This is a genomic window from Chryseobacterium binzhouense, assembly GCF_007474545.1.
GTDB classification, from domain to species: Bacteria; Bacteroidota; Bacteroidia; order Flavobacteriales; family Weeksellaceae; genus Chryseobacterium; species Chryseobacterium binzhouense.
The window spans coordinates 953,007-978,446 of record NZ_VKOG01000001.1; the positions used below are offsets into that span (position 1 = coordinate 953,007).

The window sequence follows — 25,440 nt, forward strand, 5'->3', positions numbered from 1 at the left end:
AGAAATGAAAATAAGAGCTGTAATTGTAGACGATGAAATGATCGCAAGAGAAGTTTTAAGAAACTATCTCATCAAATACTGTCCGCAGATTGAGGTTTTAGGCGAAGCGGAAAATATTAAAGAAGCTGTTCCGCTGATTGTCGAAAAACGGCCACAGCTTGTTTTTCTAGATGTAGAGATGCCTTTCGGAAATGCTTTTGATGTGTTGGAAGCAACGAAAGATTTCTCTTATGAAACGATTTTTATTACTGCATTTTCTCAATATTCTTTACAGGCTCTGAACAAATCTGCCAGTTACTATATTCTGAAACCGATTGATATACAGGAATTGATTGTTGCTGTTAATAAAGTGGCAGAAAGTATTCATAATAAAGAAGAAATCAACCGTAATAAAGTTCTTCTGGAAAATCTGAAGCTGAAACCGGAAAAGCAACAGCTTATTCTTCCTACTTTACAAGGATTTGACGTAGTAAAAACAGAAGACATTCTCAGGTTGCAGGCAGATGGAAATTTTACGCAGGTGTATCTCACAGATGGTTCCAGAAAAATGGTGTGCCGTTTTCTTAAACATTTTGATGATCTGCTGGAACATCCTTTTATCAGGGTACATCGCTCTCACATCATCAACAGCAATTTTGTGAAATCATATCATAAAAGTGGTACAGCAACGCTTTTAGATAATACCGAAATAGAGGTTTCGGGAAGTTTTAAAGATCAGTTTCTTAAAGTTTTTTCTTAATGACGAATGTGTTCGACTGATCCAACATTGATGATTCATTTAATGTTGATTATCGTATTAAGATCATCTAGGCATCATTTTTGAATTTTTATCTCTATAAAAATAGACGATATGAAAACCCTACAAAAAGTTGCCATTCCTGTTTCTTTAGGAATTTTAGGATTATTTATTCTTAGTTCTTGTTCAGTAGGAATTCCTAAAGGAGCGACTGCGGTAAAAAACTTCAACTCTAATAAATATCTGGGAAAATGGTACGAAATTGCCCGTTTTGATTATAAGTTTGAAAAAAACATGGATAATGTAACGGCTACCTATTCATTAAATCCTGATGAAACCATCAAAGTACAAAACAGAGGGTATAATTATGTGAAAAAAGAATGGAAAGAATCGGTTGGCGAAGCGAGATTTGTCAATGGTAAATCTGAAGCCAGACTTAAAGTTTCTTTTTTTAAACCGATATGGGCTGGTTATAATGTAATTGATATTGATGAAAATTATCAATACGCTCTCGTTGTAGGAAACAGCACGAAATATATATGGATTCTTTCCCGAACTACACAAATTCCCGAAAGCTATAAACAAAGATTTATTGAAAAAGCTCAGAAATTAGGATATAATACAGATGATTTGATTTGGGTAAAACATGATAAGCAATAGTTTTTCTTTTAAAGTAACAAGATAAATAGCTTAGAATATTCGCCCTTATAAGATAAATGTAAGCCGTAATTAATTTTATTTTAACATTTTAATTTTATTTTCTCAATTTGAGATAATAAAATTTTTTGTAATTTTGAAATTAATTAATAATAGTTTTTTATGCTGAAGAAAACTGCCTTTATTGGCTTATTTGCTTTGATGACAAGCCCTCTTATGGCTCAAGATACAAAAACTCCTGTTTATCTGGACGAAACTAAACCTGTGGAATTAAGGGTGAAAGATGCTCTTTCAAGAATGACTCTTGAAGAAAAAGTAGCCATGCTTCACGCACAGTCAAAATTCAGTTCACCCGGCGTACCAAGATTGGGAATTCCTGAATTCTGGACCACAGATGGTCCGCATGGAGTTCGTCCGGAAGTAATGTGGGACGAATGGAATCAGGCAGGATGGACGAATGATTCAATTATAGCTTATCCTGCTCTCACTGCTCTTTCTGCAACCTGGAACAAAAAAATGTCATGGAATTACGGAAAAGCTTTGGGTGAAGAGGCGAGATACAGAAAGAAAGATATACTTTTAGGTCCCGGAGTAAACATTTACAGAACTCCTCTTAACGGAAGAAATTTTGAATATATGGGCGAAGATCCGTATTTAACTTCCAAAATGGTGGTTCCTTACATTAAAGGGGTACAATCTAATGGCGTAGCAACTTCTGTGAAACATTTTGCGATGAACAATCAGGAAATGTTCCGTCATACGAGCAATGTAATTGTAGATGACAGAGCATTATATGAAATTTATCTTCCGCCGTTTAAAGCCGCAGTTACAGAAGGCGATTCCTGGACGATTATGGGAGCTTATGATATGTACAAAGGTGAGTATGCGAGTCAGAACAAATATCTTTTGAATGATATTTTGAAAGGTGAATGGAAATACAAAGGAGTGGTAGTTTCTGACTGGGGTGCGGTAAATGACACACAGCAGGCTATTCATAACGGATTGGATCTTGAATTCGGAAGTTGGACCAACGGACTTTCGGCAGGGACAAAAAATGCTTACGATAATTATTATCTGGCAAAACCTTACTTAGATTTAATTAAATCCGGAAAAGTAGGAACCGCAGAGCTTGATGATAAAGTGACAAGACTTTTAAATCTGGCTTTTAAGACGACAATGAATACCAAAAAACCTTTTGGGAATATTGCTTCTGAAGAGCATAAAGCTATTGCCAAAGAGATAGGAGAGGAGGGAATTGTATTATTGAAAAATCAGGGAAATGTTCTTCCGATTGATATTAATAAGGCTAAAAAAATTGCAGTAATTGGGGAAAATGCAATCAAAATAATGACTGTTGGAGGTGGTTCTTCTTCGTTAAAAGTGAAATATGAGACCCTTCCTTTAGACGGAATCAAATCAAGATTCGGAAAACAGTCTGATGTACAGTATGCAAGAGGCTATGTAGGAGATATTGGCGGAGAATATAATGGCGTAAAATCTGGTCAGGATCTTAAAGATGACCGTTCTCCGTCTGAATTGCTGAATGAAGCAGTAGAACTGGCAAAAAATTCTGATTATGTAATTTTTGTAGGAGGCTTAAATAAAGCTGATTTTCAGGACAGTGAAGGAAACGACAGAAAAAGCTACGGACTTCCGTACAATCAGGATAATGTAATTTCGGCATTAGCTAAAGCGAATAAAAATCTTGCGGTAGTTCTTGTTTCAGGAAATGCAGTGGCAATGCCGTGGATTAAAGAAGTTCCTACTGTTGTTCAGGCTTGGTATTTAGGTTCAGAGGCTGGAAATTCAATTGCATCAGTTTTAGCAGGAGATGCTAATCCGTCCGGAAAACTTCCGTTTACTTTCCCTGTAAAACTGGAAGATAATTCTGCTCATCAATTAGGAGAATATCCGGGGAATAAAGAAGAATTGGCTGCCGGAAAAGGAAAAGATCAAAAAAATCTGATCAATATTACGTATAATGAAGGAATATTGGTGGGTTACAGATGGCATGATACCCAAAAAATTAAGCCTTTATTCAGTTTCGGACATGGTTTAAGTTATACGACATTTGAATTTGGTAAAGCTAAAGCTGATAAAACTGCCATTTCACAAAATGATCAGATAACTTTTACGGTTTCAGTTAAAAATACCGGCAAAAAAGCAGGTTCAGAAGTGGTTCAGTTATACATCAGTGATTTAAAATCATCATTGCCTCGTCCTTTGAAAGAACTTAAAGGTTTTGAGAAAGTATTTCTAAATCCGGGAGAAGAAAAGCAGGTTTCGATTACTATTGATAAATCGGCTTTAAGTTATTTTGATCCTGAAAAACATGACTGGATTGCAGAGCCGGGCGATTTTGAAGCACACATCGGAAATTCTTCAGACAATATTAAGACAAAAATAAAATTTACGTTGAAATAGTCGGTAAATCATTAAAATTCTGATTATAACGAAAAATTATCATAAAGTTTATTGAGCATTCTGTTCAGTAAACTTTTTTTTATAGGTGAAATTAATAGTTAAGATTAAATTTAATTTTGAAAGTTTGCAGCATTTTTATAATTTTATTCAATGAAGGATGAGAAAATAGGACTTGTTTTATCAGGTGGCGGAACCAAAGGCATTGCTCATGCAGGAGTTTTAAAGTTTTTGTCTGAGAAAAATATTGATATTGATATTCTTTCCTGTTGCAGTGCAGGTTCAATTGTGGGTTGTTTATATGCAGTCGGGAAAAAGCCGGAAGAAATTCTTGATTTTTTTCAGTCAGTATATTTTTTCAACTGGAAACATTTTGCTTTCAATCAGCCGGGATTGGTTTCATCAGTGATTTTTAATAATTATCTTAAACCTATTTTTAAAGACATGAAAATAGGAGATCTTCCAAAAGAAGTTAAAATTGTTGCTACAGAATTGGTTTCGGGGACAGAGAAAATATTTGAAAAAGATTTTCTGGTTTCTGATGCAATTATTGCTTCGTGTTCTATTCCCGGAATTACTACGCCGTATGTATTGGCTGATGAAATGTTTTGTGATGGCGGTGTACTCAATAATTTTCCGGCAGATATCATCCGTAAAGACTGCGATCAGCTGATCGGAGTGTTTGTATCTCCGCCCAATGATATAAAAATCAATGATTTGAAGACTATTAAAGCTATTGTTTCACGATCTTATGATTTGCTTTCCTACAGAATAGAAAAAATAAAATTTGAGCATTGCGACTGGCTGATTTCTTCTCAGGAACTTTCAAAATACGGAACTTTTGAACGTAAAAAAGACAGATTGGAGCAGATTTTTAATATTGGCTACCAAGCAGCCAGAGAAAGTTTTTCAGAAAGTCATTTTTTTAGTTCTTTAAAGAATACAGCTGAAAATTAATGATACTTCAGTTTAATTCAGCATAAAAAGTCGGCAGCGTATTTTTATAATTTGTAATCCATATTCTCTCATTGTCAGTAAGAAGTTTTTTGCTGAAAAGTTTCAGGCAATAAAATGTTTTTTTTATGGTTCTAATAATAATAGTGAGATTTAATTAAATCAAAAAACTTACGAATTGCCATGAAATATGTTATCTTATTTTTGATTGTATCAATGAAACTGTATGGTCAGATGATGACATCTGTTTATTTTCAGACTAATTCTTCCGGGCTTGATAACGAATCAATCAGAAAACTAGATAGTTTGTCGCTGCTTAATAAAAGTCTGAAATTTAAAATTTTTGGTAATTGTGATTCTTCTGGAAGTGATGCTTACAATATGAAGCTTTCTGAAAAAAGAGCATTGGCTGTTGCAGAATATTTAGCAATAAAAAGTAAGGATAACATAAAAGTAGTAAGCATTAAGGGGCTGGGAGAGCAAAAGCAGATCAACGACAACAGTACAGAAGAGCTTAAAAGTAGAAATAGAAGGGTTGATATTTTCATTGAAAAAATTTTTAAAGACAATGAAAAAATTCAAAAAAAGCTTTTACCGGATTTCATAAGTACGGATGTTTCAAAAATGAAAAAAGGTGATACTCTCTCTATACAGAATATCAATTTTGAGGGTGGTCGTCATATTTGGCTTCCAAAAGCTAATCATTCGCTGATTCTTTTTGTAAAGAAAATGCGTGAAAATCCTTTGCTTAAAGTGGAATTGCAGGGGCATATTTGCTGTGATTATGATAATTTTGACGGGCAGGATCTTGATCTGGGAACCTACAACCTTTCTTTCACAAGAGCAGATGCAATTAAAAAATATCTGGTAAAATACGGCATCAGTCCGGAAAGGATTCAGGTAAAAGGATTAGGACATCTCAATCCTATAGTTTATCCCGAAAAATCGGAAGCTGACAAAATAAAAAACAGAAGAGTTGAAGTCTTAATTGTTGATAAATAAATTTAAAATCGCTAAAACTTCAATTAATGTTAATGCTTTTGCAGATAAAAATTTGAAAAGGTTACGTTAAAAAAATCTTCAATATAATTAAAATGGATATCATAAAAATTAATCTTTCGCATGTCTTCTGCTAAATGAAAACATCAGATAAAACAAAAACGGCAGAATAAAAACACAGCCAATCATCAAAGCCCAGGCTAAAAAATTAATTGTTTTTTCGGGAGCAATGTTTTCAGTTAAAGATAAATGATTGCCATTCTGAAGAAGGATGATATCCGGATAAAGCTGATAGGTTGCGGCAACAAGAATCATCAGAATCTGCGCGCCTGCCAAAACTCTTACCAGAAGCAGTCTTTTGGTTTTAATAAAGAGAAAAAGCATCGCCAGAAAAACACTTGCGGTAACAACCGCAGAAATGCCAATCCAATGTCCGAAAACTCTTTCAAGTAAAGGAATTCCCGATACATATGCTGCAATAAATACTAAAATACCTGTTACTACTACAAAAATCATCGATTGTTTTGCTTTTTTTATCATCAGATTGAGATTGTAGCCTGCTTTTGTTTCCCGAAGACTAAAAATAGATGCGAGATAAAAACAAATAGCAACTGTAAACAATCCAACACTGATTCCAAAAAAATTAAACCAGTTCAGTATATATAATTCCACAAAACTGTTTGCGTCTGGATTCAAAGTTCCTGATATGGAGGATGCACCAATCATTCCTAAAAAAAACGGTGTCAGAAGACTCGAAAAATAAAAAATGTGTGTATAAACCGTCTGCCATTGGTCTTCTACAGCATCATAATGTCTGAAAGTAAAAGCTGTTCCTCTTGCAATGATTCCCACAAGCATTAAAACCAGAGGAATATGAAGATAGGTGGAAGCGAAGCTGTAAATATCAGGAAAACCCACAAACAGAATGACAATTGCAATAATCAGCCACATATGATTGGCTTCCCAGATAGGAGCAATAGATTCATACATTATTTTTTCGGTAAATTTTCTTTCTTTTTTCCGGCTGAAAAACTCAACAATTCCCGCTCCGAAATCGGCCCCTCCTAAAATGATATAAAGACATATAGAAAGCCAGAGAAACCCAATGACAATATAACTCATAATTTTTTGTTTTTAGAAATAAACTCACTATCGGTAGGATCATACAGTTTCGGAACCATTTTAATCTGTCTTTTCAGAAGAAATAAAATAATTAACGATAGCGAAACGAAAATAGCAGTAAAAAAGTAGAAAGAATACTGTATTCCCGGCATTGGAGTGACTGCGTCTGCGGTTCTCATAATTCCGTAGATAATCCAGGGCTGTCTTCCGACTTCGGTTACTGTCCATCCCGCTTCTAAAGCGATATAGCCGAAAGGAGTTGCCCATAAAAAAGTTTTCAGGAGCCAGTTTTTAGTAAGCCATTCTTTTTTGAAAAATGATGCATATAAATAGATACTGCCGATAATAATCATCACAACGCCAAAGAAAATCATAATCTGGAAAGCATAATGAACAACTGCTACAGGCGGCCATTCGTCTCTGGGAAAGTCATTTAATCCTTTTACTTCAGAATTGAAGTCACTGCTTACCAGAAAACTCAATACTTTAGGAATTTTTAATGCGTAATTGATTTCGCCTTTTTCTTCATCAGGAATTCCGCCAATGACAAAAGCAGCACCTTTTTCAGTTTCAAAATGAGCTTCCATCGCTGCCAGTTTTATTGGCTGTCTTTCCGCAACAGATTTCGCAGCTACATCACCGCTCAGCGGCGCACCAAAAGCCCCGATCAATGCAAAAGAAGCTGCAATCCTGAATGCTTTTGTATGAAATTCAACGTTTTTCTTTTTTAAAATTAAATAAGCATGCACTCCTGCAACTGCAAAACCTGTTGCGCAAAATGCTGCAACCGTCATATGCAGCGCCTGTGAAAACCATGCATCATTGAACATTGCTTTTACAGGATCAATATTAGTATACTGTCCGTTTATATAATCGAAACCAGTAGGAGAGTTCATCCAGGCGTTTGCTGCAACAACCAGAATTCCGGAAGCCAAACCGCTCAAGCCTACCAAAAAGCCACAAAACCAGTGAAACCATTTGTTAAATTTATCCCAGCCATAAAGGAAAAAGCCGATGGCAATTGCTTCTATAAAAAATGCGGTTCCTTCCAGAGAAAAAGGCATCCCGAAAATTGGACCGGCATGTTTCATAAAGCCGGGCCACAATAAGCCTAATTCAAAAGAAAGCATTGTTCCGGAAACTGCACCCGTTGCAAAAAGAATAGCAACACCTTTGCTCCATGCTTTGGTGAGACCTTTATACATCTCATTTCCTGTTTTAAGGTATTTCCAGTGAGCAAATGCCATCAGAAAAGGCATAACCATTCCTACACAGGCAAATATTATATGAAAACCTAAAGAAAGAGCCATCTGCGCCCTTGCCGCAATAAAATCATCCATAAGATTAATTTTTCACAATAAAGTTATGCATAAATTATTTTGCTTCAGTATGATTTAAAACATTCTCAACTTTTCGTATTTTTCTTATAACTTTAATGGTTTTATATTTTCTTTAGGCATAGAATTAATGATTATACAGATGCTTTTTTATCTTTCACAACTCGAAAAAAATCACGATATTTGTAAGCATTTTTATTAAAAAAATAATCTAAAGAAGCTGCAGGCAAAAACCAGGCAGCGGTTAGCTAAAAATATGAGTCAAAAACAATATACAGCAAGTAGTATTCAGGCATTGGAAGGAATGGAGCACGTTCGTATGCGTCCTTCCATGTACATTGGTGATGTAGGTTTCAGAGGTCTTCACCATTTGGTTTATGAAGTAGTAGATAACTCAATTGATGAGGCTTTAGCAGGATACTGTGATACAATTTCCGTAAAAATCAAAGAAGGAAATGCCATTGAGGTGATGGACAACGGTCGTGGTATTCCTGTAGATTTTCACGAAAAAGAGCAGAAATCTGCGCTTGAAGTAGTAATGACCAAGATTGGTGCGGGTGGTAAGTTTGATAAAGATTCTTATAAAGTTTCCGGAGGTCTGCATGGAGTTGGGGTATCTTGTGTGAATGCTCTTTCCAATGAGATGGTGACTACAGTTTACAGAGACGGAAATGTTTATCAGCAGATTTACTCTAAAGGTAAAGCACAAACTGAAGTAGAGGAAATAGGGAACAGTGACATCAGAGGAACGAAGCAGTTTTTCAAACCGGATGATACTATTTTTACTGAATTAGTTTATAATTATGATACACTGGCTACTCGTTTAAGAGAGCTTTCATACCTTAATAAAGGAATTACGATTACGCTTACTGACGAAAGAGAAGCACTTGAGGACGGATCTTTCAGATCTGAAGTTTTTCATTCTGAAGGCGGATTGAAAGAATTTGTTGAGTTTATTGACGGAAACCGTGAATCAATCATGGAAAGTGTGATTTTCATGGAAGGTGATCGTGATGATATTCCTGTGGAAGTTGCCATGCGTTACAACACATCTTTCAGCGAAAACCTTCACTCTTACGTTAATAATATCAATACCCATGAAGGGGGAACTCACTTAGCGGGTTTCAGACGTGCTTTAACGAGAACACTTAAAAAATATGCGGATGATTTAGGAATTCCGCAAAAAGAAAAAGTAGAAATTACCGGCGATGATTTCCGCGAGGGATTAACGGCTGTAATTTCTGTAAAAGTAATGGAGCCTCAGTTTGAAGGTCAAACGAAAACAAAGCTTGGGAACTCTGAGGTTTCCGGAGCGGTGGATAAAATTGTTGGGGAAATGCTGACCAACTTTTTGGAAGAAAACCCTAACGAAGCGAAGCAGATCGTACAGAAAGTTGTTTTGGCAGCTAAAGCAAGACAGGCAGCAAAAAAAGCCAGAGAAATGGTTCAGAGAAAATCTCCGATGGGAGGTTCTGGTCTTCCCGGGAAACTTTCTGACTGTTCTTCAAAGGATCCGAACGAATCCGAATTGTTTTTAGTAGAGGGAGATTCGGCTGGTGGAACGGCTAAACAGGGCCGTGACAGACATTTCCAGGCAATTTTACCATTAAGAGGTAAGATTTTGAATGTTGAAAAATCTATGCTTCACAAAGTGTATGATAATGAAGAGATTAAAAATATCTACACGGCACTTGGTGTTTCCGTAGGAACTGAAGAAGACAGCAAAGCCTTAAATATGTCTAAGCTGAGATACCATAAAATCGTTATCATGACCGATGCGGATATTGACGGTTCTCACATCTCGACATTGATTCTTACATTTTTCTTCAGATTTATGAAAGAATTGATCGAAAATGGATATGTTTATATTGCACAGCCACCTCTTTATCTTTTGAAAAAAGGAAACAAGAAAGTTTATGCTTACAACGAAAAAGAGCGAGAAGAATTAACTCTGGAAATGTCACCGGACGGAAAAGGAGTAGAAGTACAGCGTTATAAAGGTCTTGGAGAGATGAATCCTGAACAGCTTTGGGAAACTACTCTTAATCCTGAAAACAGAATTCTGAAACAGGTGACTATTGATAATGCAGTTGAAGCTGATAATGTATTTTCTATGTTGATGGGTGATGAGGTACCGCCACGAAGAGAATTTATCGAAAAAAATGCTAAATATGCCAAAATTGATGCATAGCGTTTTTTTAAAATAATAATTGAAAGGTTTCACAATTCTGTGAAACCCTTTTTTATTTTCAGTCTTAATTATTTGATTTTATTTAACTTTTTCTTAAGAATTTTTTTATTTTTGGGAAAAATTCTAACCTTGATGAAAATTTGGTGTCTCGGGGCGCTTTCAATGGCGTCATTATACTATGCTCAAAATTATCCTGTTTCTTCAATCAGTGATGTTTTAAAGAAAAATGCAAGTGCGGTAATCAGAAATGAAAGTACTGTACTTGAAATTAATAAAATTGATGAAATAGTTTATCATAATTCTTCTGCAATTACGGTTATCAATAAAGATGCAGTCGGATTTTCTACTCCCAAAATTTATTATGATAAAGGGAATTCCATTTCAAATATTAAAGTGACTTTATATGATGAAAAGGGAAACAAAGTAAAAACTTTTTCTAAAAGCGACTTCAACGATATAGCTGCCAATTCGCAGGGATCGTTCTATTCAGATAACAGGATGATGTATTTGTCTTTTACTCCTACATCGTTTCCGTACACAATAGAGTTCAGCTACGATCAGAAGGATCAGAATACGGTTTTTATTCCGGACTTTACTCCATACCATGATTTTAATATTTCACTGGAAAAAAGCAGTTTTAAAATCATTAACAAATCAGGAATCAATCTTCGCTCAAAAGTGTATGATTCTCCTTTCAAATTTGCCGCCGTAAATTTATCTGATGAAAATGGGGCTAAAATTTACAGCTATCAGAATATTCCTGCTATTGACAATGAAGATATGGTTCCCAATCCTCAGAAAATATTGCCTAAAGTAAGTTTTTCGCTGGATCAGTTCAGTCTTGTAGGGAAAAAAGGGAATATTACAACTTGGAAAGATTTTGGACTTTGGTATTACAATAATCTATTAACTCCGGTTTCGGTTTCCACGCCACAGATTAAATCTGAAATTGCTGCGCTTAATTTATCGGGATCTACAGAAGAAAAAGTAAAAAAAATCTACCAGTATATGCAAAGTAAAACACGATATGTTTTCGTTGCATTGGGAATTGGAGGTTGGCAGCCGATGATGCCGGATGAGGTTCAAAGAAAAGGATATGGCGACTGTAAAGGTCTTACCAATTATATGAAAACGCTTTTGGATGAAGCCGGGATAAAATCTTACTACGCAATTATTAATTCTAACTCATCGCCGATAAGCTTCGATACAGAGTTTCCAAAAATGGGAGGCAATCATGTCATCCTTGTAATTCCTACCGAAAAAGGAAATATCTGGCTGGAAAATACTTCTCAGGAAATTGCGTATAATCATTTAAGCTACAGTACCACCGACAGAAATGCTTTAGCCGTAAAGCCTACGGGAATTGAGATTCTTGAAACCCCAAGTTATAGTTCTGAACAAAATAAAGAAAAACAGATTTTAAACATCAAGATCAATCCTGATAAAACCATTTCAGGAAACGGAAAATTTTCCTATACAGGAAATCAGTATGATTTTAATCTCTCGTATGCTTCTCTGGGACAGCAGGATAAAAATAATGCAGTAAAAAATGCCATTTCTACACTGCATTTGGAAAATGTTGAAATGTCTAATTTCAAAAACAACAGAGATCTTGCAACTATTGATTTTGATCTGAATTTTAAAGCAGTCAATTATTCTAAAATGGTGGGTTCCAGCTATATTTTCCGTGCTGTTCCTATTTACGCCAATGCTGCTTTTCATAAAGATGAAAACAGAAATCTTCCGTTTGAAAACAGATTTGCGTATCAGGATGAATATGAAATCATTTACGAAGTTCCGAAAGACTACATTATCGAAGAAATTCCTGACAACGGAAACATCACTTCCGATTTTGGAAATTATAAAATTTCTTTTGAAAAGAAAGATGATAAGCTGATTGTAAAAAGGATATTTGAAATGAAAAAAGGGCTTTATTCGAAAGAAAAATATAACGATTACATCAATTTCAGAAAAAAAGTTCTGAATGCAGATAATGCAAAAATTCTTATTTCTAAAAAATCTTAATCAGATACAATATTAAAACAATTAACTACGATAACAAATTATACATGAAAGGTTTTATTAAAGTTTTCTTCTTTTCTATGAGCATTACTTTATCTGCACAAAATCAGCAGTTTTTGAAGATGCCTAAATTTAATAAAGAAGATTTGACCAAAGAAAAATCGGCTGTTGATCCTAAAGCTCCTGCCGAATTGCTTTACCGCTCAGTACATTACAGGATTGATAATAACAACGGATATCTAAAAAAGAAAAATGTTTACAGGATTAAGATTTATGAAAAAGATAAATCTGAAGAATGGCACAATCTGGAAATTCCTTTATATGATAATAATTCCGGTGACAGAGAAGTTTTAGATAATATCAAAGCGGTTGTTTATAACCTGGAAGGAGATAAAGTCACCGAAACGAAAGTTGAGAAGAGCTCTAAATTTAAATCTAAAGAAAATAAATATTATACTGTCAATAAATATGCATTTCCTAATATCAAAAACGGATCTGTAATAGAATATCAGTATGAAGTTTCTTCTCCATTCACTTATGAAATTCCGCTGACTTACATTGAGTTGGATATACCTTCGGTTTATACAGAATATGTTTTTGATACTCCGATTCAGGTTTCTTACAGTGTAGATTTTACAGGAAGTTTAATGCCTAAATATAAGGTTATGAAAGAAGACGTTCTGTACGGTTCACAGCATAAAACATATCGTTTCGGATACGATAATTTAAAAGGATTTAAGACTGAAAAATATGTAAAGAATAATGATAACTACAGAACTAAAATCAGAGCGGAACTGCATTCTACTTATTTTGGAGAAAATTTAAAAATGTATACTTCAACATGGGAAGATATCAGAAAAAAATTATGGGATCACGAAGATTTTGGCTCGCAGTATAAGAAAGACCGTTTGGTAAAAGACGTGATGCCCGCAGGAATAATGGATGAGAAAAACGAACTCAACCGTGCCAACAAAATTTTAGATCATGTAAAAGCAAATTATACATGGAATTACAACAACGGTTTTTATGCAGAAAACGGAATCAGAGAGGTTCTCAAAACAAAGACAGGAAACACAGCCGATCTTAATCTTTTATTGATTTCAATGTTCAGAAGTGCAGGAATCAGCTCTAGTCCGATTTTAATTTCCACGGTTAAAAACGGAGCGCTGAATCTGGGTTTTCCTAATTTGGGTAACTTTAATTATGTAATTGCAGGAGCAGAAATTGATGGTAAATTTTATCTTTTTGATGCTACTTCAAAACAATCTCAGGCAAATCTTTTACCTTCAAGAGTGTGGAATAATAATGGACTTCTTATAAAAGATGATAAGGCAGAGGTGATTAGTATGTTTAATGCAAAAATGAGTTACGCCAACCTTACAGCAAAAGTGAAATTCAATGAAGATGGCTCAATATCCGGAAGATATTTTGACCGTGACGCCGGACTTTTGGCATTGAATGCTAAAGAAAGCTACGACGAAAATCCTGATAAATATAAAAAGCAATACAAAGAGAACTTTTCACAGGATTTTACCGATATTACTTCAACTGTTCTGGCTAATGGAGACTTTGAGTCTAAAATGAGCTTCAGTTCTCAAAACCTTATTGATAATGTTGGAAAAAAGAGAATTTTCAATCCTCTTTTGTTTCTTAATCAGTCTGGAACAGATTTTAATGAAACCGAAGAAAGAAAATATATGATCAACTTTGTGTCGCCTTTTGTAAGAGTGAAAAAAGTTGAGATAGAAATTCCTGAAGGTTATACCGTTTCAGATCTTCCGAAAAGCAAAAAGATTACAACAGATGATAAAGAAATTTCCTACTCTTATATTGTAGAAAATAAAGACAACAAAATTTTTGTAACATCAGAAGTGAAGATTGCAAGTGCAGATTATCCTAAAGAATATTATCCCGCATTCAAGCAAATCTGGAAAGTTATTTCAGAATCTGAAAGTCAGGTAATGAGTTTGATCAAAAATTAATAATTTCATGTTATATGTGAAAAACTGTTTAGATTTGCTGTATATTAAAACACTAAAGATATCTTTGGTGTTTTTTTATGTAAAAAATCTCAGATCAGATTCGTGAATAATTTGAAATATTTTATCTTAAGAACTTTATAACATCTTAGATTGAGAATTATCAAAAATATTTTAATTTTAATAAAGTAAAACAAAAACTACAATCGTCATAGCAATATGGAGGTTGTCGAAAAAATATCAATGCCGCAAAAGGAAAAAGAAAGCATCATTTCTCAGACTGTATCTAGTTACGGAGGTAAACTGATGTCTTTCATCCGTCCTAAAGTAAAAAATACCGAAGATGCAGAAGATATTCTGCAGGAAGTCTGGTATCAGTTCAGCAGTCTTACCAACCTTTCTGAAATTGTGAATGTTGGTGGATGGCTCTATAGAGTAACGGCAAATAAGATTACCGACAAATACAGGAAGAAAAAAACAGAAAATCTGGAAGACTTTGTTTATGAAGATGAAAACGGTGAATTTTCTATTAAAGATATTCTGCTGATGGATGAAAGTGCCGGTCCGGAAATCAAGATGTTTCAGGATGAAATCTGGAAAAAACTTTTTGAGGCGCTGGATGAGCTTCCCGAAAAACAAAGGCTGGTTTATACAGAAAACGAGCTTAATGATAAAACTTTACAGCAGATTGCAGATGAGCAGGGTGAAAATATTAAAACAATTATCAGCAGAAAAAACTATGCGGTAAAGCATCTAAGAAACCGATTGAGAAAATTATACGAAGATTTAAACAATTAAAACTGAAAATGAAAAATAAAAATAAATATCGAAAAGGTTGGTGGTTCTGCATTATTTTATGTCCTCCGATTATTTTCTTGTTGATTTCATGGATCGTCATGTTGCTTTGGAATTGTCTTTTGCCGGAAATTTTAGGTGTTAAGGCAATCAGTTTTTGGCAGGCAATGGGAATTTTGGTACTAAGTACAATTCTGTTTGGCGGTTTTCATGGGAAATTCGGACAGGGGATGAGACAGATGAAAGAAAAACATCTTCAGCATAAAATGGAAGGAATGACACCGGAGGAAAAAGAAAAATTTAAAGAAGTCTGGAGACAAAAATGTTCCGGAGGTTTTTTTAACAAAAATAACGAGTGATTTTAATTTTTGAAGTAGTAAAAGTAAAATTAAAACAGATTCGTCTTTATAAAAAAGTAGTAAAATTTAAAATTAAGAAATGAAAAATTCAGTAGTAAAAGGTGCTTTAGGAGCACTTGCTGTAGCAGGTATTGCTATGATTGCTAAAAAAGCAATTCAGAGAAAAAAAATTGTGAAAGGTATTTTTGAAGAATACGGAATCAAAGAAAAATCTCCTTTTGGTTTTGCGGATAAAATCAGAGAGATGAATGATGAGGATTATCAGGAATTAAAAGGAAAACTGAAAAAAGAATTTGCTTCAAAATGCTGTAAGAAAGAGTTTAAAAAAGAAAATTTTGTTGAAGCATAATTTTTTTAATAACTAAATTGAAATTGTTGATTTCGCCCCGAAAAGCTGAGCTTTCGGGGCGAATTTTTATAAAAATTACCATATTCAAATATGCTTACATAAAAATGAAATTCCTTATTTTTGTAGGATTCAATGAAAGATTACTATTATTTTCTCGGGATTTCTCATGATGCTTCAGAAGAAGACATCAAAAAATCATACAGAAAACTTTCACTAAAATATCATCCTGATAAAAATGAAAACGATGTTTTTTTTGCAGACCGTTTTCGTGAAATTCAGGAAGCTTATGAGACGCTGAATGACAGAGATAAAAGAAAGACTTACGATCAGAATCTGGAAAATCATCAGAAAAGTTTCAGGTATAATATTCCGCCTTCTATTAAGACATTTACCGCCAATAAAATTCATGCTAAGAAAGGGGAGGAGATTATCCTCAACTGGCAGACTCAGAATGCAGATGTGGTGAAGGTTTTGCCTTTCGGACTGGAGAAAGCTTACGGTGAAAGAATTTTCAAAATTACTGAGTTTAAAGACGGGAAATTCCAGATTCTGCTTCATGCAACCAATTCACTGCTGCACAAAACTGTGGTGCAGGGAATTACCATTACAGAAGTTTTTGAAAACGACGGGGAGAAATTCAGAGATAAGGCAGAAGATTTATTCAAATCTCAGCCAAAAACTGCTGCAAATCCATCCGGTCAACCGAAAGTTTTTAGAATTATTGCGGCTGTAATTTTGCTTTTGCTGGCAATTTATTTTCTCATCAAAAGCTTTAATTAAGCCATTTTTTTCCTTCCTGGGCATTTTTTGCATCTTTTGCCTTTCTTAAATTTTTTACAGCAGGATTTTTTTTCACAAAACATCTCTTCGTTTCCGGATGACAATGCCGGAGTCAGAGTCGGAACTTTAAAAGGAATAATTGCATTCATGTGACAAATATATTAATTTAGAATAAATATAATTAATTTTTTTTACTGATTTTTCACCATGATAAATCTATAAGAGCTATTGACGAAATTTAACTGTAATGATCTGATTGTTAACTAAACATTCATCTATCATTTCCGTATTCATAATCTATTTTGATTGTATGATTCTCTATTGTATAGTCATCGGAAAAAGCGTAATTTTACGAACCTTTTTTACAATCAAAATCTAATATAAAAAATGAATACAGAACAGTTTGTGAGCCGTCACATCTCCCTTAATGAAGCCGATAAGCAGGCAATGTTGGAAAGAATTGGCGTTTCAGATATTGAGGAATTAATTTCTCAGACCATTCCTTCGTCTATCCGTTTAGAAAAGGATCTTGAAATTTCGGAACCGCTCTCGGAATACGAAATGTTGAATCATTCTAAAGAGCTGGCTTCTAAAAATACAGAATTTACAAGCTACATTGGGTTCGGATATTACAACACCCTTCTTCCTTCAGCTATTCAGAGAAATATCTTTGAAAATCCGAGCTGGTATACTGCTTATACACCTTATCAGGCAGAAATTGCACAGGGCAGATTAGAAGCTCTTCTTAATTTCCAGACTGTTGTGTGTGATCTTACGGGTTTTGCTTTGGCAAATGCTTCATTGCTGGATGAATCTACAGCTGCTGCAGAAGCAATGCATATGTTTTTCAACAACAGAAGTAAAGACCAGAAAAAGTCAGGAGCCAATAAGTTTTTTGTATCTGACCTGGTATTACCACAAACCGTTTCTGTTCTAAAAACTAAAGCACAAGGTTTGGAAATCGAAATTGTAATAGGAGATCACCAAACTCATTCTTTTGATGAGTCTTATTATGGTGTTTTGTTACAGTATCCGGGTAAAAACGGAATTGTTCTGGATTATACCGAAAATATTTCTGAATATAAAAAGCTGGATTTGCAGGTTGTGGTTGCCTGTGATCCGATGGCATTGGTAAAATTAAAATCTCCTGCTTCTATGGGAGCAGATTGTGCTGTAGGAACTACTCAAAGATTTGGGATTCCAATGGGGTACGGTGGTCCTCATGCGGCTTTCTTTGCCTGCAAAGAAGATTATAAAAGAGATATTCCGGGAAGAATCATCGGAGTTTCTCAGGATGCTTACGGAAAACGTGCGTTGAGAATGGCATTGCAGACCAGAGAACAGCACATTAAAAGAGAAAGAGCTACATCTAATATCTGTACAGCCCAGGTACTTCTGGCTGTAATGGCGGGAATGTACGCTGTATATCACGGACCAAAAGGTTTAAACTATATTGCAGACCAGATTCATTTTAAAGCAAATGCTTTGAATAATGGTTTGAAAACTTTAGGCTATCATACTGTCGAAGAGCCGATTTTCGATACTGTAAAAATCCTGATGAGTGAAGATGATAAAGCAAGACTGATGAGAATGATGAAAGATCATAAAATCAATCTTAATTATTTCACTGAAGGAGTGGTAAGTATTGCCATCAATGAAAGTACAACCATTGAAAAGCTTAATTATCTGATGACTTCTTTTGCTAGTTTTAAGGATAAACAGGCTTTTAAATTAGAACTTAAAGAAGAATACAGCATTCCTTCGGATATTCTGAGAAAAGACGAAATTCTTACGGAAGAAGTATTCAATAAATATCACACGGAAACAGAATTGATGCGTTACATCAAGCGTCTCGAAAGAAAAGACTTGTCTTTAACGCATTCTATGATTTCTTTAGGATCTTGTACCATGAAACTAAATGCGGCTACTCAGATGCTGCCTCTTTCTTGGGATAACTGGGGAAGTGTGCATCCTTTTGTGCCGGTAGAGCAGGCGAAAGGATATCAGGAAATGATCCATGAGCTGGAAAAAGATCTTGCAGAAATTACAGGTTTTGCAGGAACTTCTTTACAGCCAAATTCAGGAGCTCAGGGTGAATATGCAGGTTTGATGGTGATCAGACAATATCATATCTCAAGAGGTGAAGGTCACAGAAATGTAGTTTTGATTCCTCAGTCAGCGCACGGAACCAATCCTGCGTCTGCTGCAATGGCAGGAATGAAAATCGTAGTTGTTAAGAATCTTGAAAGTGGTGAAATTGATTTTGAAGATTTGAAAGCTAAAACAGAGCAGCATTCTGCTAATTTATCTTGTGTAATGATCACTTATCCTTCTACTTATGGTTTCTTTGATGCCAATATTAAGGATATTACAGGTTTGATTCACGAACATGGCGGACAAGTGTATATGGACGGAGCCAACATGAATGCTCAGGTTGGTTACACAAGTCCGGGAAATATTGGAGCGGATGTTTGTCACCTGAATCTGCACAAAACTTTTGCCATTCCTCACGGTGGAGGAGGTCCTGGAGTGGGTCCGATCTGTGTTGCGAAACATTTAGTTCCATTCCTGCCAACCAATGCTAATATCAATGTAGGATCTAAAGATGCTATTGACGGAATTTCAGCAGCGCCTTACGGATCTGGTCTGATTTTGAATATTTCTTACGCTTACATCAAAATGTTGGGAACTGTTGGCTTGAAAAAGTCAACCGAACATGCAATTCTTAATGCTAATTATCTGAAAGAAATTTTGGCTGAACATTTCCCTATTTTATATTCTAACGAAAACGGAAGAGTAGCTCATGAATGTATCGTAGATTTCAGACAGTTTAAATCTTTAGGAGTTGAAGTTGCAGATGTAGCGAAAAGATTGATGGATTATGGTTTCCATGCTCCTACAGTTTCTTTCCCTGTTGCAGGAACATTGATGATTGAGCCTACTGAGTCTGAAGGCAAGGCAGAAATAGACCGTTTTGCAGAAGCTCTGATTGCTATTAAGCATGAAATTGATGAGATTGCTAACGGAGAAGCAGATCCTTCAAACAATGTATTGAAAAATGCACCTCATACAGAGCAGATCGTTGTTTCAGATTCTTGGGACAAACCATATAGCAGAGAAAAGGCAGCTTATCCTCTAGATTGGGTAAGAGATCACAAATTCTTTGCTTCAGTTTCCAGAGTAGATGAAGCGTATGGCGACAGAAACCTGGTTTGTACCTGTGAGCCTATTGAAGCTTATATGTAATCAGATTGCAGATAATTAATAAATTGAACCCTGAAAATCAATATTTTCAGGGTTTATTTTTTAGATTTAATGCTAAAAAAATCCGGGAAAAACCGGACTTTATAATTAATAAAAATTATTTTTTTATTTAACCAAAGTATCGAAAGGAGCCAGTTTAAGATCATCAGATTTTACCTGCTCAAAATAAGAAGATTTGCTGTTGCCTTTCAGTTTTTTCATTGCTTTAGAAGCTGCAAGAAAGTCGGTATCAACTTTGGTAGCAATTTCTGTCGGCTTAAAATCCAGCTTTACAGATTCGTCTTCTACTCCCAGATAGCCATTTTTCTTTGTAATATAATTTACGTAGTTATTATAGTTACCTAAAGTATTTCTGAAATACAAAGTATGATAATTCATGCACTTTGTAGATTTTTTTGGCTTGTTGACAATGCAGCTCGCCATATTGCCTCTGTAAAGGTCAAATTCCAAAGCAACAGTTTCATATTCTTTTTTCAAAGCAGCTTTACCATTCGTATAAATAGAACTATCACCTTGCGCTTCACTTATTTTTTTAAGATGTTCCAATACGACAGGAACGGTGTTTTCAATTTTTGATTTTGCTTCAGTTACAGATCCAAAAACTGAGGATGACTGTGCTGAAACCACATTAAAAAATAATAGTAATAATACAGAAAATAGCGAATATCTTTTCATGAGTAATTTTTAAAGCACTAAAATAAATATATTTTCTCATTTTAGCCGTATTCATTTTGATTTTATTTAATATAATTTAACAAATTTTAAGGATTTTGCCTAAAAGTGTGTGTTTTTATATTAACTTGAAATTAGATTAGCCTTAAAATCAGATATTACCTTTAATTTAATTATTTGATAATCAGCAAAATATGTAATTTTAACAATTTATAACTATAAAAATAGTTGTATGGATTAAAATAATTTCTACATTTGTATAACTAATTGATTAGTGATAATAATTTGAAAGAATAAAATATTACAATAATTAAAAACTTTAACCATCATGAAATATTTAACAATTTTAGCTTTATATTTTGGATTGAATGCTGACACTAATTTTGAATATAAAAATCTTTTGGGCTCATGGAGTCAGAAATCTATTGCCAATACAAAAGATACGGGAGTATTTATTTTCAGGGCAGACAGCACAGCTTCTTTCGAAATGAGAAAAGGAAATACAGATCATCTCATTGCAGGAATGGAAGGTCCTTACAGCATTGGCAGATCAAAAGGTATTTTGAAAATTTCAATGTTGGGAAAAGAAAAAGTTTTTAAACTAATCAAGTTATCAAAAGATTCCTTAATTTTTACCAACGTACTTGAGAACAGAGAACCGCAGATTTTCGTGCGAATCAAATAATCATTTAATATAATTTAATTAAAATAATGAAAATCCAGACTTTAACAAAAGCAGAAGAACAGGTAATGCAGTTTTTATGGAAAATACAAAAAGGTTTTCTGAAAGATGTTTTGGATTTGTACCCAGAGCCAAAGCCTCATACAAATACGGTTTCTACGATCCTGAAAGTACTGAAAGACAAAGAATTTGTAGATTATGAAGTTTTTGGAAGACAGCACCGGTATTTCCCTTTGATTACAAAAGAGCAGTATTCGGGTAAAACTATGAAAAATCTTGTGAAAAATTATTTCAAAGGATCTTATAAAAGTGCCGTTTCTTTTTTGGTTGAGAAAAACGAAATGAGTGTTGAAGATCTGGAGATGCTGCTTAATGAACTTAAAAACAAAGATTAACGATGGAAACTTTCTTTTTTTATTTAGGTAAAGTAATTCTGTGTTCCGGTGTAATGTTTCTGTATTATCAGTTGTCTTTAAAAGACAGAACATTTCATCATTACAACAGGTTTTATCTTTTATCGGCAATGGTAATCTCCATTTTACTGCCTTTAATAAAAGTAGAAGATTTTACCATTGAGGTGAGCAATAATCTGTTTTTGCTGATCAGTCAGTTTCAAAATATAAACCAGGAAAAAACTATAAACAATGACTACATTTATCTTACAATTATTTTTTCAGCTCTGGGAGTGGTTTCTCTCTATTTTTTAGCAAAATTTCTCTACGGAATTTTCAGAATCCGACAGCTGAAATCCCAGTTTAAAAAGGAAAGCTTTGAAGGGGTAAACTTTTATCAGACCGATCTTTCGGAAGCTCCTTTTTCTTACTTCAAAAATCTTTTTTGGAAAAATACCATTATGCTGAATTCTGATATAGGAAAACAGATTCTGAAGCACGAAATGGTACATATTGAGCAGAAACATTCTGTTGATAAAATTATTGTGGAAATCATTACTTCTGTATTTTGGTTCAACCCGTTTTTTCACATCATCAAAAAAGAAATTAACCTTATCCATGAATATCTGGCTGATAAAAAAGCCGTAAAACAATCGGACACTAAAGCATTTGCGCAGATGCTTTTGGCAAGTCACTTTTCCGGAACACAGTTGCCTGCAACAAGTCCGTTTCTTAGTTCAAACCTCAAAAAAAGACTTAAAATGTTACAGAAACCTAAAACAAAATTCGGGTATGCGCGAAGGATTTTTGCCTTACCAGTGCTATTTACCGTTGCTTTTGCCTATATGGTAAATGCTAAAAATAAAGAAATTAAGGAAACCAATACTGAAATTGATAAAGCAGTTGCAGAGATTAAGAAAGATACGCTGTCTCCCAAAAATGAAATTGATCAGATCGTAAAACTGCAGCAGGAAAAAATTTTAAAAGCCAGTGAAAAGCTGAAAGTTCAGTCCGAAAAGCTGAAAACATTAAGTGAAAAATCAAAGGAGAAAGCATCTGAACTTCAGAAAATTGCCAAAGAAAAAGGCGATAAAAGTTATGAATTTGAATTGAAAGCTAAAGAATTAAAACAGCTTTCTGGTGAAATGGATAAAATTGCCCGCGACAAACAGTTTTCTGCAGATTTTGAAGATTTACTTAGCAGAAGAGATAAAATACTGGCAGAAAAAGATGCAAAAGTTATTCTTAAAGATCTGAGTTTTAAAAGAGTTTTTCCAGATGGAGATAATTATAAAATAAGTGTAAATGGAGAAAGTATCGACTTTGATAAATTGTTTGATTCTAAAGAGTTTAAAGATTTAGGTTTAAGCGAAGATAAAATCAAAGCAATAAAATCAAAATTTAATTCACCTGAATTCAAAGAGAAATTTGATCGTATAAATAAAGTTTATATAAACGGGAAGGATCTGTCTCCCAATGTTGAAGAATTAAGAAAAATTTCCAACGGATTTAATCTTTTTGACGGCACAAACAGCTTTTCTAAAAAAGAGCTTACCAAAAAAGAAAAAAGAAAACTTGAGAAATTGACTAAAGAAAGAGCAGAAGCTGAGAAAAAACTCCAGGAAATAAGAAAGCAGCAAAGAGAATTGCAGGGAAACCCATGGATGCTTTCTGTTGATGCTCATGCGCCTAAAAATATAGTGAAGTCAAATTATTCTATAAATTTTGAGAATGATAATACTAAACTACTCGCCGCTGCAAAAAAATATAAGGAGATAGAGAGAGCAACCATTCTCAAATCTAATTTTGAAGATGATGCCATAATCTATATCAACGGAAAAATTGCTACAAGAAATGAAGTAGACGCTTTAAGTCCTAAAGAGATTTCAAAAATTAATATTAATAAATCGAACAATAATGGTGATAGAAAAAATGAAATTCGTATAGAAACAAAATAACTTTAATGATACAAAAACTATTTGCCTTCCCGATTTTATTCTTAATTCTGTTTTGCAATGCTCAAAATAAACGCTTCAGCTACGAATACCGCTTTATTCCGGATTCTGCTAATATTTCCGATGTAAAAACCGAAATGATGAATCTTGATGTTTCATCTGAAGGATCCAAATTCTACAGTTATACTGTTCATGAAGGTGATTCTGTGGCAAAAGCCGAAATTGCAAAACAATTGGAAACAACGAGAATGATTAAAATGAGAGCAGATATGCATAAAGGATTAATTAAGTATTCGGTTACTAAAAAATATCCTAGCTATGATGTGGCTTTGCATTCTAAAATTTTTCTGGATCAATATAAAGTGGCAGAAACAAGACCGATGAAATGGAAGATCATTTCAGAAAACCAAAAGATCGGGAAATGGAATGCTCAAAAAGCAGAAGCAGATTTTGCAGGAAGACATTGGATAGCTTGGTTTACAACAGAAATTCCTATTCAGGACGGACCTTACAAATTTCACGGTCTTCCGGGACTGATCGTAAAAGTTGAAGACCAAACAAAGTCGCACCAATTTACATTAAGAGCTATCAAAAGCATTGGTTCAGCACCTATAATTTTAAATTTTAATAAAGAAATTCCTGTTAATTTAAAACAGTTTGAAAAACTTACTAAAGACTACGAAAAAGATCCCACAAAAGGATTGAAACAAATGCAAATGGGAGGCTTTACAATGATTATGGAAAGCGGACAGAACAATCATATGAAAGATCATGAAGCCCGTTTAAAAGAAAGATTTAAAAAAAATAACAACAGAATAGAGCTTAATACCGTACAATAATGAAAAAAATATCTTTAGCTTTAATGATCGTATTCGGATTTTTCAGTTTTGCCCAAAACCGTTTTTTCTATGAGTACAAGTTTATTCCGGATTCTACTAATAAAGCTGATATAAAAAAAGAAATGATGCTTCTGGATATTGATAAAAACGGCTCAAGCTATTACAGTCAGGACAAATTTATCGCAGATTCTACCATGAAAGCTGATATGGAAAAACAGCTGAAAGCAGCTTCAGGAAATTTCACCATCAACCGTACCGAAAGACCGGGACAGGTTGCGTATAAAGTCACTAAAGCTTATCCTGACTTTAAAACTTTTCTTTTTCTGAAAATTTCTACAGACAGTTATAAAATTGAAGAAGATCAAAAACCGGAATGGAAAATACTTCCGGAAAAGCAGAAAGTAGGAGAATACAATGCCCAGAAAGCGACTACGACATTCGGGGGAAGAGAATGGACGGCTTGGTTTTCCACCGATCTTCCTTTTCAGGACGGACCATATAAATTTTACGGGCTTCCGGGTCTGATTGTAAAAATTGAGGACAAAACAGGTTCGCATTCGATGACTTTGGTAGGAAATAAAACCTTTCAGATCGCAAATAACGAAGAACCTCAGCTTCCGCAGGGAATTCAGCTCTTCGGAATGGGCGGAAAAGATGTCGAAACCAACAAAAAACAGTTTAAGAAAGTCTGGAAAGCGTATGTAAATGATCCTGCAAAAAACATGCGTGAAATGATGATGAAAAATACAGACACCAATAGAGTTGTTTTTAAAACACGATCGGCAGACGGAAGGGAAATTTCAGATCCGAATCAGGTTTTCAGGGAAATGGAAAAAAGAGCAAAAGAAGGTTTTAAAAAGAATAATAATCCTATAGAACCGGATTTGTATAATTAATTTTGAAGTAGTAAGAAAAAGGCTGTCCAAAGATTTTTG

21 protein-coding genes are annotated in these 25,440 nt (G+C 34.3%); 18 read left to right on the plus strand and 3 right to left on the minus strand.

Annotated elements, in window-relative coordinates:
- Positions 1-4 precede the first annotated feature (4 nt).
- From FNE73_RS04375 to FNE73_RS04395, 5 genes are all read left to right on the plus strand, one after another.
- Positions 5-739 (plus strand): LytR/AlgR family response regulator transcription factor, encoded by a 735-nt coding sequence (locus FNE73_RS04375; RefSeq protein WP_143883543.1) that lies wholly within the window; start codon positions 5-7, stop codon positions 737-739.
- Between the two features lie 111 nt (positions 740-850).
- Positions 851-1,396 (plus strand): lipocalin family protein, encoded by a 546-nt coding sequence (locus FNE73_RS04380; protein WP_143883544.1) that lies wholly within the window; start codon positions 851-853, stop codon positions 1,394-1,396.
- Between the two features lie 159 nt (positions 1,397-1,555).
- Positions 1,556-3,817 carry a glycoside hydrolase family 3 C-terminal domain-containing protein gene (locus tag FNE73_RS04385; RefSeq protein ID WP_143883545.1) on the plus strand — a complete coding sequence of 754 codons (2,262 nt, stop codon included), beginning with the start codon at positions 1,556-1,558 and terminating at the stop codon, positions 3,815-3,817.
- 150 nt (positions 3,818-3,967) lie between these two features.
- Entirely contained in the window at positions 3,968-4,771 is an 804-nt protein-coding gene (locus FNE73_RS04390) for a patatin-like phospholipase family protein (RefSeq protein WP_143883546.1), read from the plus strand.
- A 180-nt stretch (positions 4,772-4,951) separates the two neighbouring features.
- On the plus strand, positions 4,952-5,770 hold the full coding sequence (locus FNE73_RS04395) for an OmpA family protein (protein ID WP_143883547.1): 819 nt from the start codon (positions 4,952-4,954) through the stop codon (positions 5,768-5,770).
- Between the two features lie 108 nt (positions 5,771-5,878).
- Here the strand turns inward: FNE73_RS04395 and FNE73_RS04400 are convergent, their stop codons facing one another.
- Complete coding sequence (locus FNE73_RS04400; RefSeq protein WP_143883548.1) at positions 5,879-6,889, minus strand: cytochrome d ubiquinol oxidase subunit II; 1,011 nt, start codon at positions 6,887-6,889, stop codon at positions 5,879-5,881.
- On the minus strand, positions 6,886-8,229 hold the full coding sequence (locus FNE73_RS04405) for a cytochrome ubiquinol oxidase subunit I (protein WP_143883549.1): 1,344 nt from the start codon (positions 8,227-8,229) through the stop codon (positions 6,886-6,888). Before FNE73_RS04405 ends, FNE73_RS04400 begins: the two co-directional genes overlap by 4 nt.
- A 253-nt stretch (positions 8,230-8,482) precedes the next feature.
- Here FNE73_RS04405 and gyrB point away from each other — a divergent pair, with 253 nt between their 5' ends.
- From gyrB to gcvP, 8 genes are all read left to right on the plus strand, one after another.
- The gene (gene gyrB, locus FNE73_RS04410; RefSeq protein WP_143883550.1) at positions 8,483-10,417 is read left to right on the plus strand and encodes a DNA topoisomerase (ATP-hydrolyzing) subunit B; all 1,935 of its coding nucleotides are present in this window, start codon (positions 8,483-8,485) and stop codon (positions 10,415-10,417) included.
- Between the two features lie 132 nt (positions 10,418-10,549).
- On the plus strand, positions 10,550-12,442 hold the full coding sequence (locus FNE73_RS04415) for a DUF3857 domain-containing protein (RefSeq protein WP_143883551.1): 1,893 nt from the start codon (positions 10,550-10,552) through the stop codon (positions 12,440-12,442).
- A 44-nt stretch (positions 12,443-12,486) separates the two neighbouring features.
- A complete protein-coding gene (locus tag FNE73_RS04420; RefSeq protein WP_143883552.1) occupies positions 12,487-14,421 on the plus strand; it encodes a transglutaminase-like domain-containing protein in 1,935 nt (644 codons plus the stop codon).
- Positions 14,422-14,661: 240 nt separating this feature from the next.
- Positions 14,662-15,216 carry an RNA polymerase sigma factor gene (locus FNE73_RS04425; protein ID WP_228429868.1) on the plus strand — a complete coding sequence of 185 codons (555 nt, stop codon included), beginning with the start codon at positions 14,662-14,664 and terminating at the stop codon, positions 15,214-15,216.
- Between the two features lie 8 nt (positions 15,217-15,224).
- A complete protein-coding gene (locus tag FNE73_RS04430; RefSeq protein ID WP_143883554.1) occupies positions 15,225-15,572 on the plus strand; it encodes a hypothetical protein in 348 nt (115 codons plus the stop codon).
- 79 nt (positions 15,573-15,651) lie between these two features.
- Positions 15,652-15,921 carry a hypothetical protein gene (locus FNE73_RS04435; protein WP_143883555.1) on the plus strand — a complete coding sequence of 90 codons (270 nt, stop codon included), beginning with the start codon at positions 15,652-15,654 and terminating at the stop codon, positions 15,919-15,921.
- Between the two features lie 132 nt (positions 15,922-16,053).
- Positions 16,054-16,701, plus strand: coding sequence for a J domain-containing protein (locus FNE73_RS04440; RefSeq protein ID WP_143883556.1), 648 nt, complete (start codon positions 16,054-16,056; stop codon positions 16,699-16,701).
- Positions 16,702-17,088: 387 nt separating this feature from the next.
- Entirely contained in the window at positions 17,089-19,947 is a 2,859-nt protein-coding gene (gcvP, locus tag FNE73_RS04445; RefSeq protein WP_143883557.1) for an aminomethyl-transferring glycine dehydrogenase, read from the plus strand.
- Between the two features lie 123 nt (positions 19,948-20,070).
- Here the strand turns inward: gcvP and FNE73_RS04450 are convergent, their stop codons facing one another.
- Complete coding sequence (locus FNE73_RS04450; protein WP_143883558.1) at positions 20,071-20,640, minus strand: hypothetical protein; 570 nt, start codon at positions 20,638-20,640, stop codon at positions 20,071-20,073.
- 325 nt (positions 20,641-20,965) lie between these two features.
- Between FNE73_RS04450 and FNE73_RS04455 the strand changes: the two genes are divergently transcribed.
- From FNE73_RS04455 to FNE73_RS04475, 5 genes are read left to right on the plus strand one after another with little or no spacing between them, the layout of a single operon-like run.
- Positions 20,966-21,322, plus strand: a complete 357-nt coding sequence (locus FNE73_RS04455) for a hypothetical protein (protein WP_143883559.1) — start codon at positions 20,966-20,968, stop codon at positions 21,320-21,322.
- A 26-nt stretch (positions 21,323-21,348) separates the two neighbouring features.
- Positions 21,349-21,714, plus strand: a complete 366-nt coding sequence (locus FNE73_RS04460; protein WP_143883560.1) for a BlaI/MecI/CopY family transcriptional regulator — start codon at positions 21,349-21,351, stop codon at positions 21,712-21,714.
- Between the two features lie 2 nt (positions 21,715-21,716).
- Positions 21,717-23,669, plus strand: coding sequence for a M56 family metallopeptidase (locus FNE73_RS04465; RefSeq protein ID WP_143883561.1), 1,953 nt, complete (start codon positions 21,717-21,719; stop codon positions 23,667-23,669).
- A 5-nt stretch (positions 23,670-23,674) separates the two neighbouring features.
- Positions 23,675-24,505 carry a GLPGLI family protein gene (locus FNE73_RS04470; RefSeq protein ID WP_143883562.1) on the plus strand — a complete coding sequence of 277 codons (831 nt, stop codon included), beginning with the start codon at positions 23,675-23,677 and terminating at the stop codon, positions 24,503-24,505.
- A complete protein-coding gene (locus FNE73_RS04475; protein ID WP_143883563.1) occupies positions 24,505-25,401 on the plus strand; it encodes a GLPGLI family protein in 897 nt (298 codons plus the stop codon). The genes FNE73_RS04470 and FNE73_RS04475 overlap by 1 nt, the downstream gene beginning before the upstream one ends.
- Positions 25,402-25,440: the final 39 nt, after the last annotated feature.

What these genes read in the sequence shown, in the direction of transcription:
- FNE73_RS04375 (WP_143883543.1), top strand. Translation starts at nt 5, where the DNA reads ATGAAAATAAGAGCTGTAATTGTAGACGATGAAATGATCGCAAGAGAA.
- FNE73_RS04380 (WP_143883544.1), top strand. Translation starts at nt 851, where the DNA reads ATGAAAACCCTACAAAAAGTTGCCATTCCTGTTTCTTTAGGAATTTTA.
- FNE73_RS04385 (WP_143883545.1), top strand. Translation starts at nt 1,556, where the DNA reads ATGCTGAAGAAAACTGCCTTTATTGGCTTATTTGCTTTGATGACAAGC.
- FNE73_RS04390 (WP_143883546.1), top strand. Translation starts at nt 3,968, where the DNA reads ATGAAGGATGAGAAAATAGGACTTGTTTTATCAGGTGGCGGAACCAAA.
- FNE73_RS04395 (WP_143883547.1), top strand. Translation starts at nt 4,952, where the DNA reads ATGAAATATGTTATCTTATTTTTGATTGTATCAATGAAACTGTATGGT.
- FNE73_RS04400 (WP_143883548.1), bottom strand. Translation starts at nt 6,889, where the DNA reads ATGAGTTATATTGTCATTGGGTTTCTCTGGCTTTCTATATGTCTTTAT.
- FNE73_RS04405 (WP_143883549.1), bottom strand. Translation starts at nt 8,229, where the DNA reads ATGGATGATTTTATTGCGGCAAGGGCGCAGATGGCTCTTTCTTTAGGT.
- gyrB (WP_143883550.1), top strand. Translation starts at nt 8,483, where the DNA reads ATGAGTCAAAAACAATATACAGCAAGTAGTATTCAGGCATTGGAAGGA.
- FNE73_RS04415 (WP_143883551.1), top strand. Translation starts at nt 10,550, where the DNA reads ATGAAAATTTGGTGTCTCGGGGCGCTTTCAATGGCGTCATTATACTAT.
- FNE73_RS04420 (WP_143883552.1), top strand. Translation starts at nt 12,487, where the DNA reads ATGAAAGGTTTTATTAAAGTTTTCTTCTTTTCTATGAGCATTACTTTA.
- FNE73_RS04425 (WP_228429868.1), top strand. Translation starts at nt 14,662, where the DNA reads ATGCCGCAAAAGGAAAAAGAAAGCATCATTTCTCAGACTGTATCTAGT.
- FNE73_RS04430 (WP_143883554.1), top strand. Translation starts at nt 15,225, where the DNA reads ATGAAAAATAAAAATAAATATCGAAAAGGTTGGTGGTTCTGCATTATT.
- FNE73_RS04435 (WP_143883555.1), top strand. Translation starts at nt 15,652, where the DNA reads ATGAAAAATTCAGTAGTAAAAGGTGCTTTAGGAGCACTTGCTGTAGCA.
- FNE73_RS04440 (WP_143883556.1), top strand. Translation starts at nt 16,054, where the DNA reads ATGAAAGATTACTATTATTTTCTCGGGATTTCTCATGATGCTTCAGAA.
- gcvP (WP_143883557.1), top strand. Translation starts at nt 17,089, where the DNA reads ATGAATACAGAACAGTTTGTGAGCCGTCACATCTCCCTTAATGAAGCC.
- FNE73_RS04450 (WP_143883558.1), bottom strand. Translation starts at nt 20,640, where the DNA reads ATGAAAAGATATTCGCTATTTTCTGTATTATTACTATTATTTTTTAAT.
- FNE73_RS04455 (WP_143883559.1), top strand. Translation starts at nt 20,966, where the DNA reads ATGAAATATTTAACAATTTTAGCTTTATATTTTGGATTGAATGCTGAC.
- FNE73_RS04460 (WP_143883560.1), top strand. Translation starts at nt 21,349, where the DNA reads ATGAAAATCCAGACTTTAACAAAAGCAGAAGAACAGGTAATGCAGTTT.
- FNE73_RS04465 (WP_143883561.1), top strand. Translation starts at nt 21,717, where the DNA reads ATGGAAACTTTCTTTTTTTATTTAGGTAAAGTAATTCTGTGTTCCGGT.
- FNE73_RS04470 (WP_143883562.1), top strand. Translation starts at nt 23,675, where the DNA reads ATGATACAAAAACTATTTGCCTTCCCGATTTTATTCTTAATTCTGTTT.
- FNE73_RS04475 (WP_143883563.1), top strand. Translation starts at nt 24,505, where the DNA reads ATGAAAAAAATATCTTTAGCTTTAATGATCGTATTCGGATTTTTCAGT.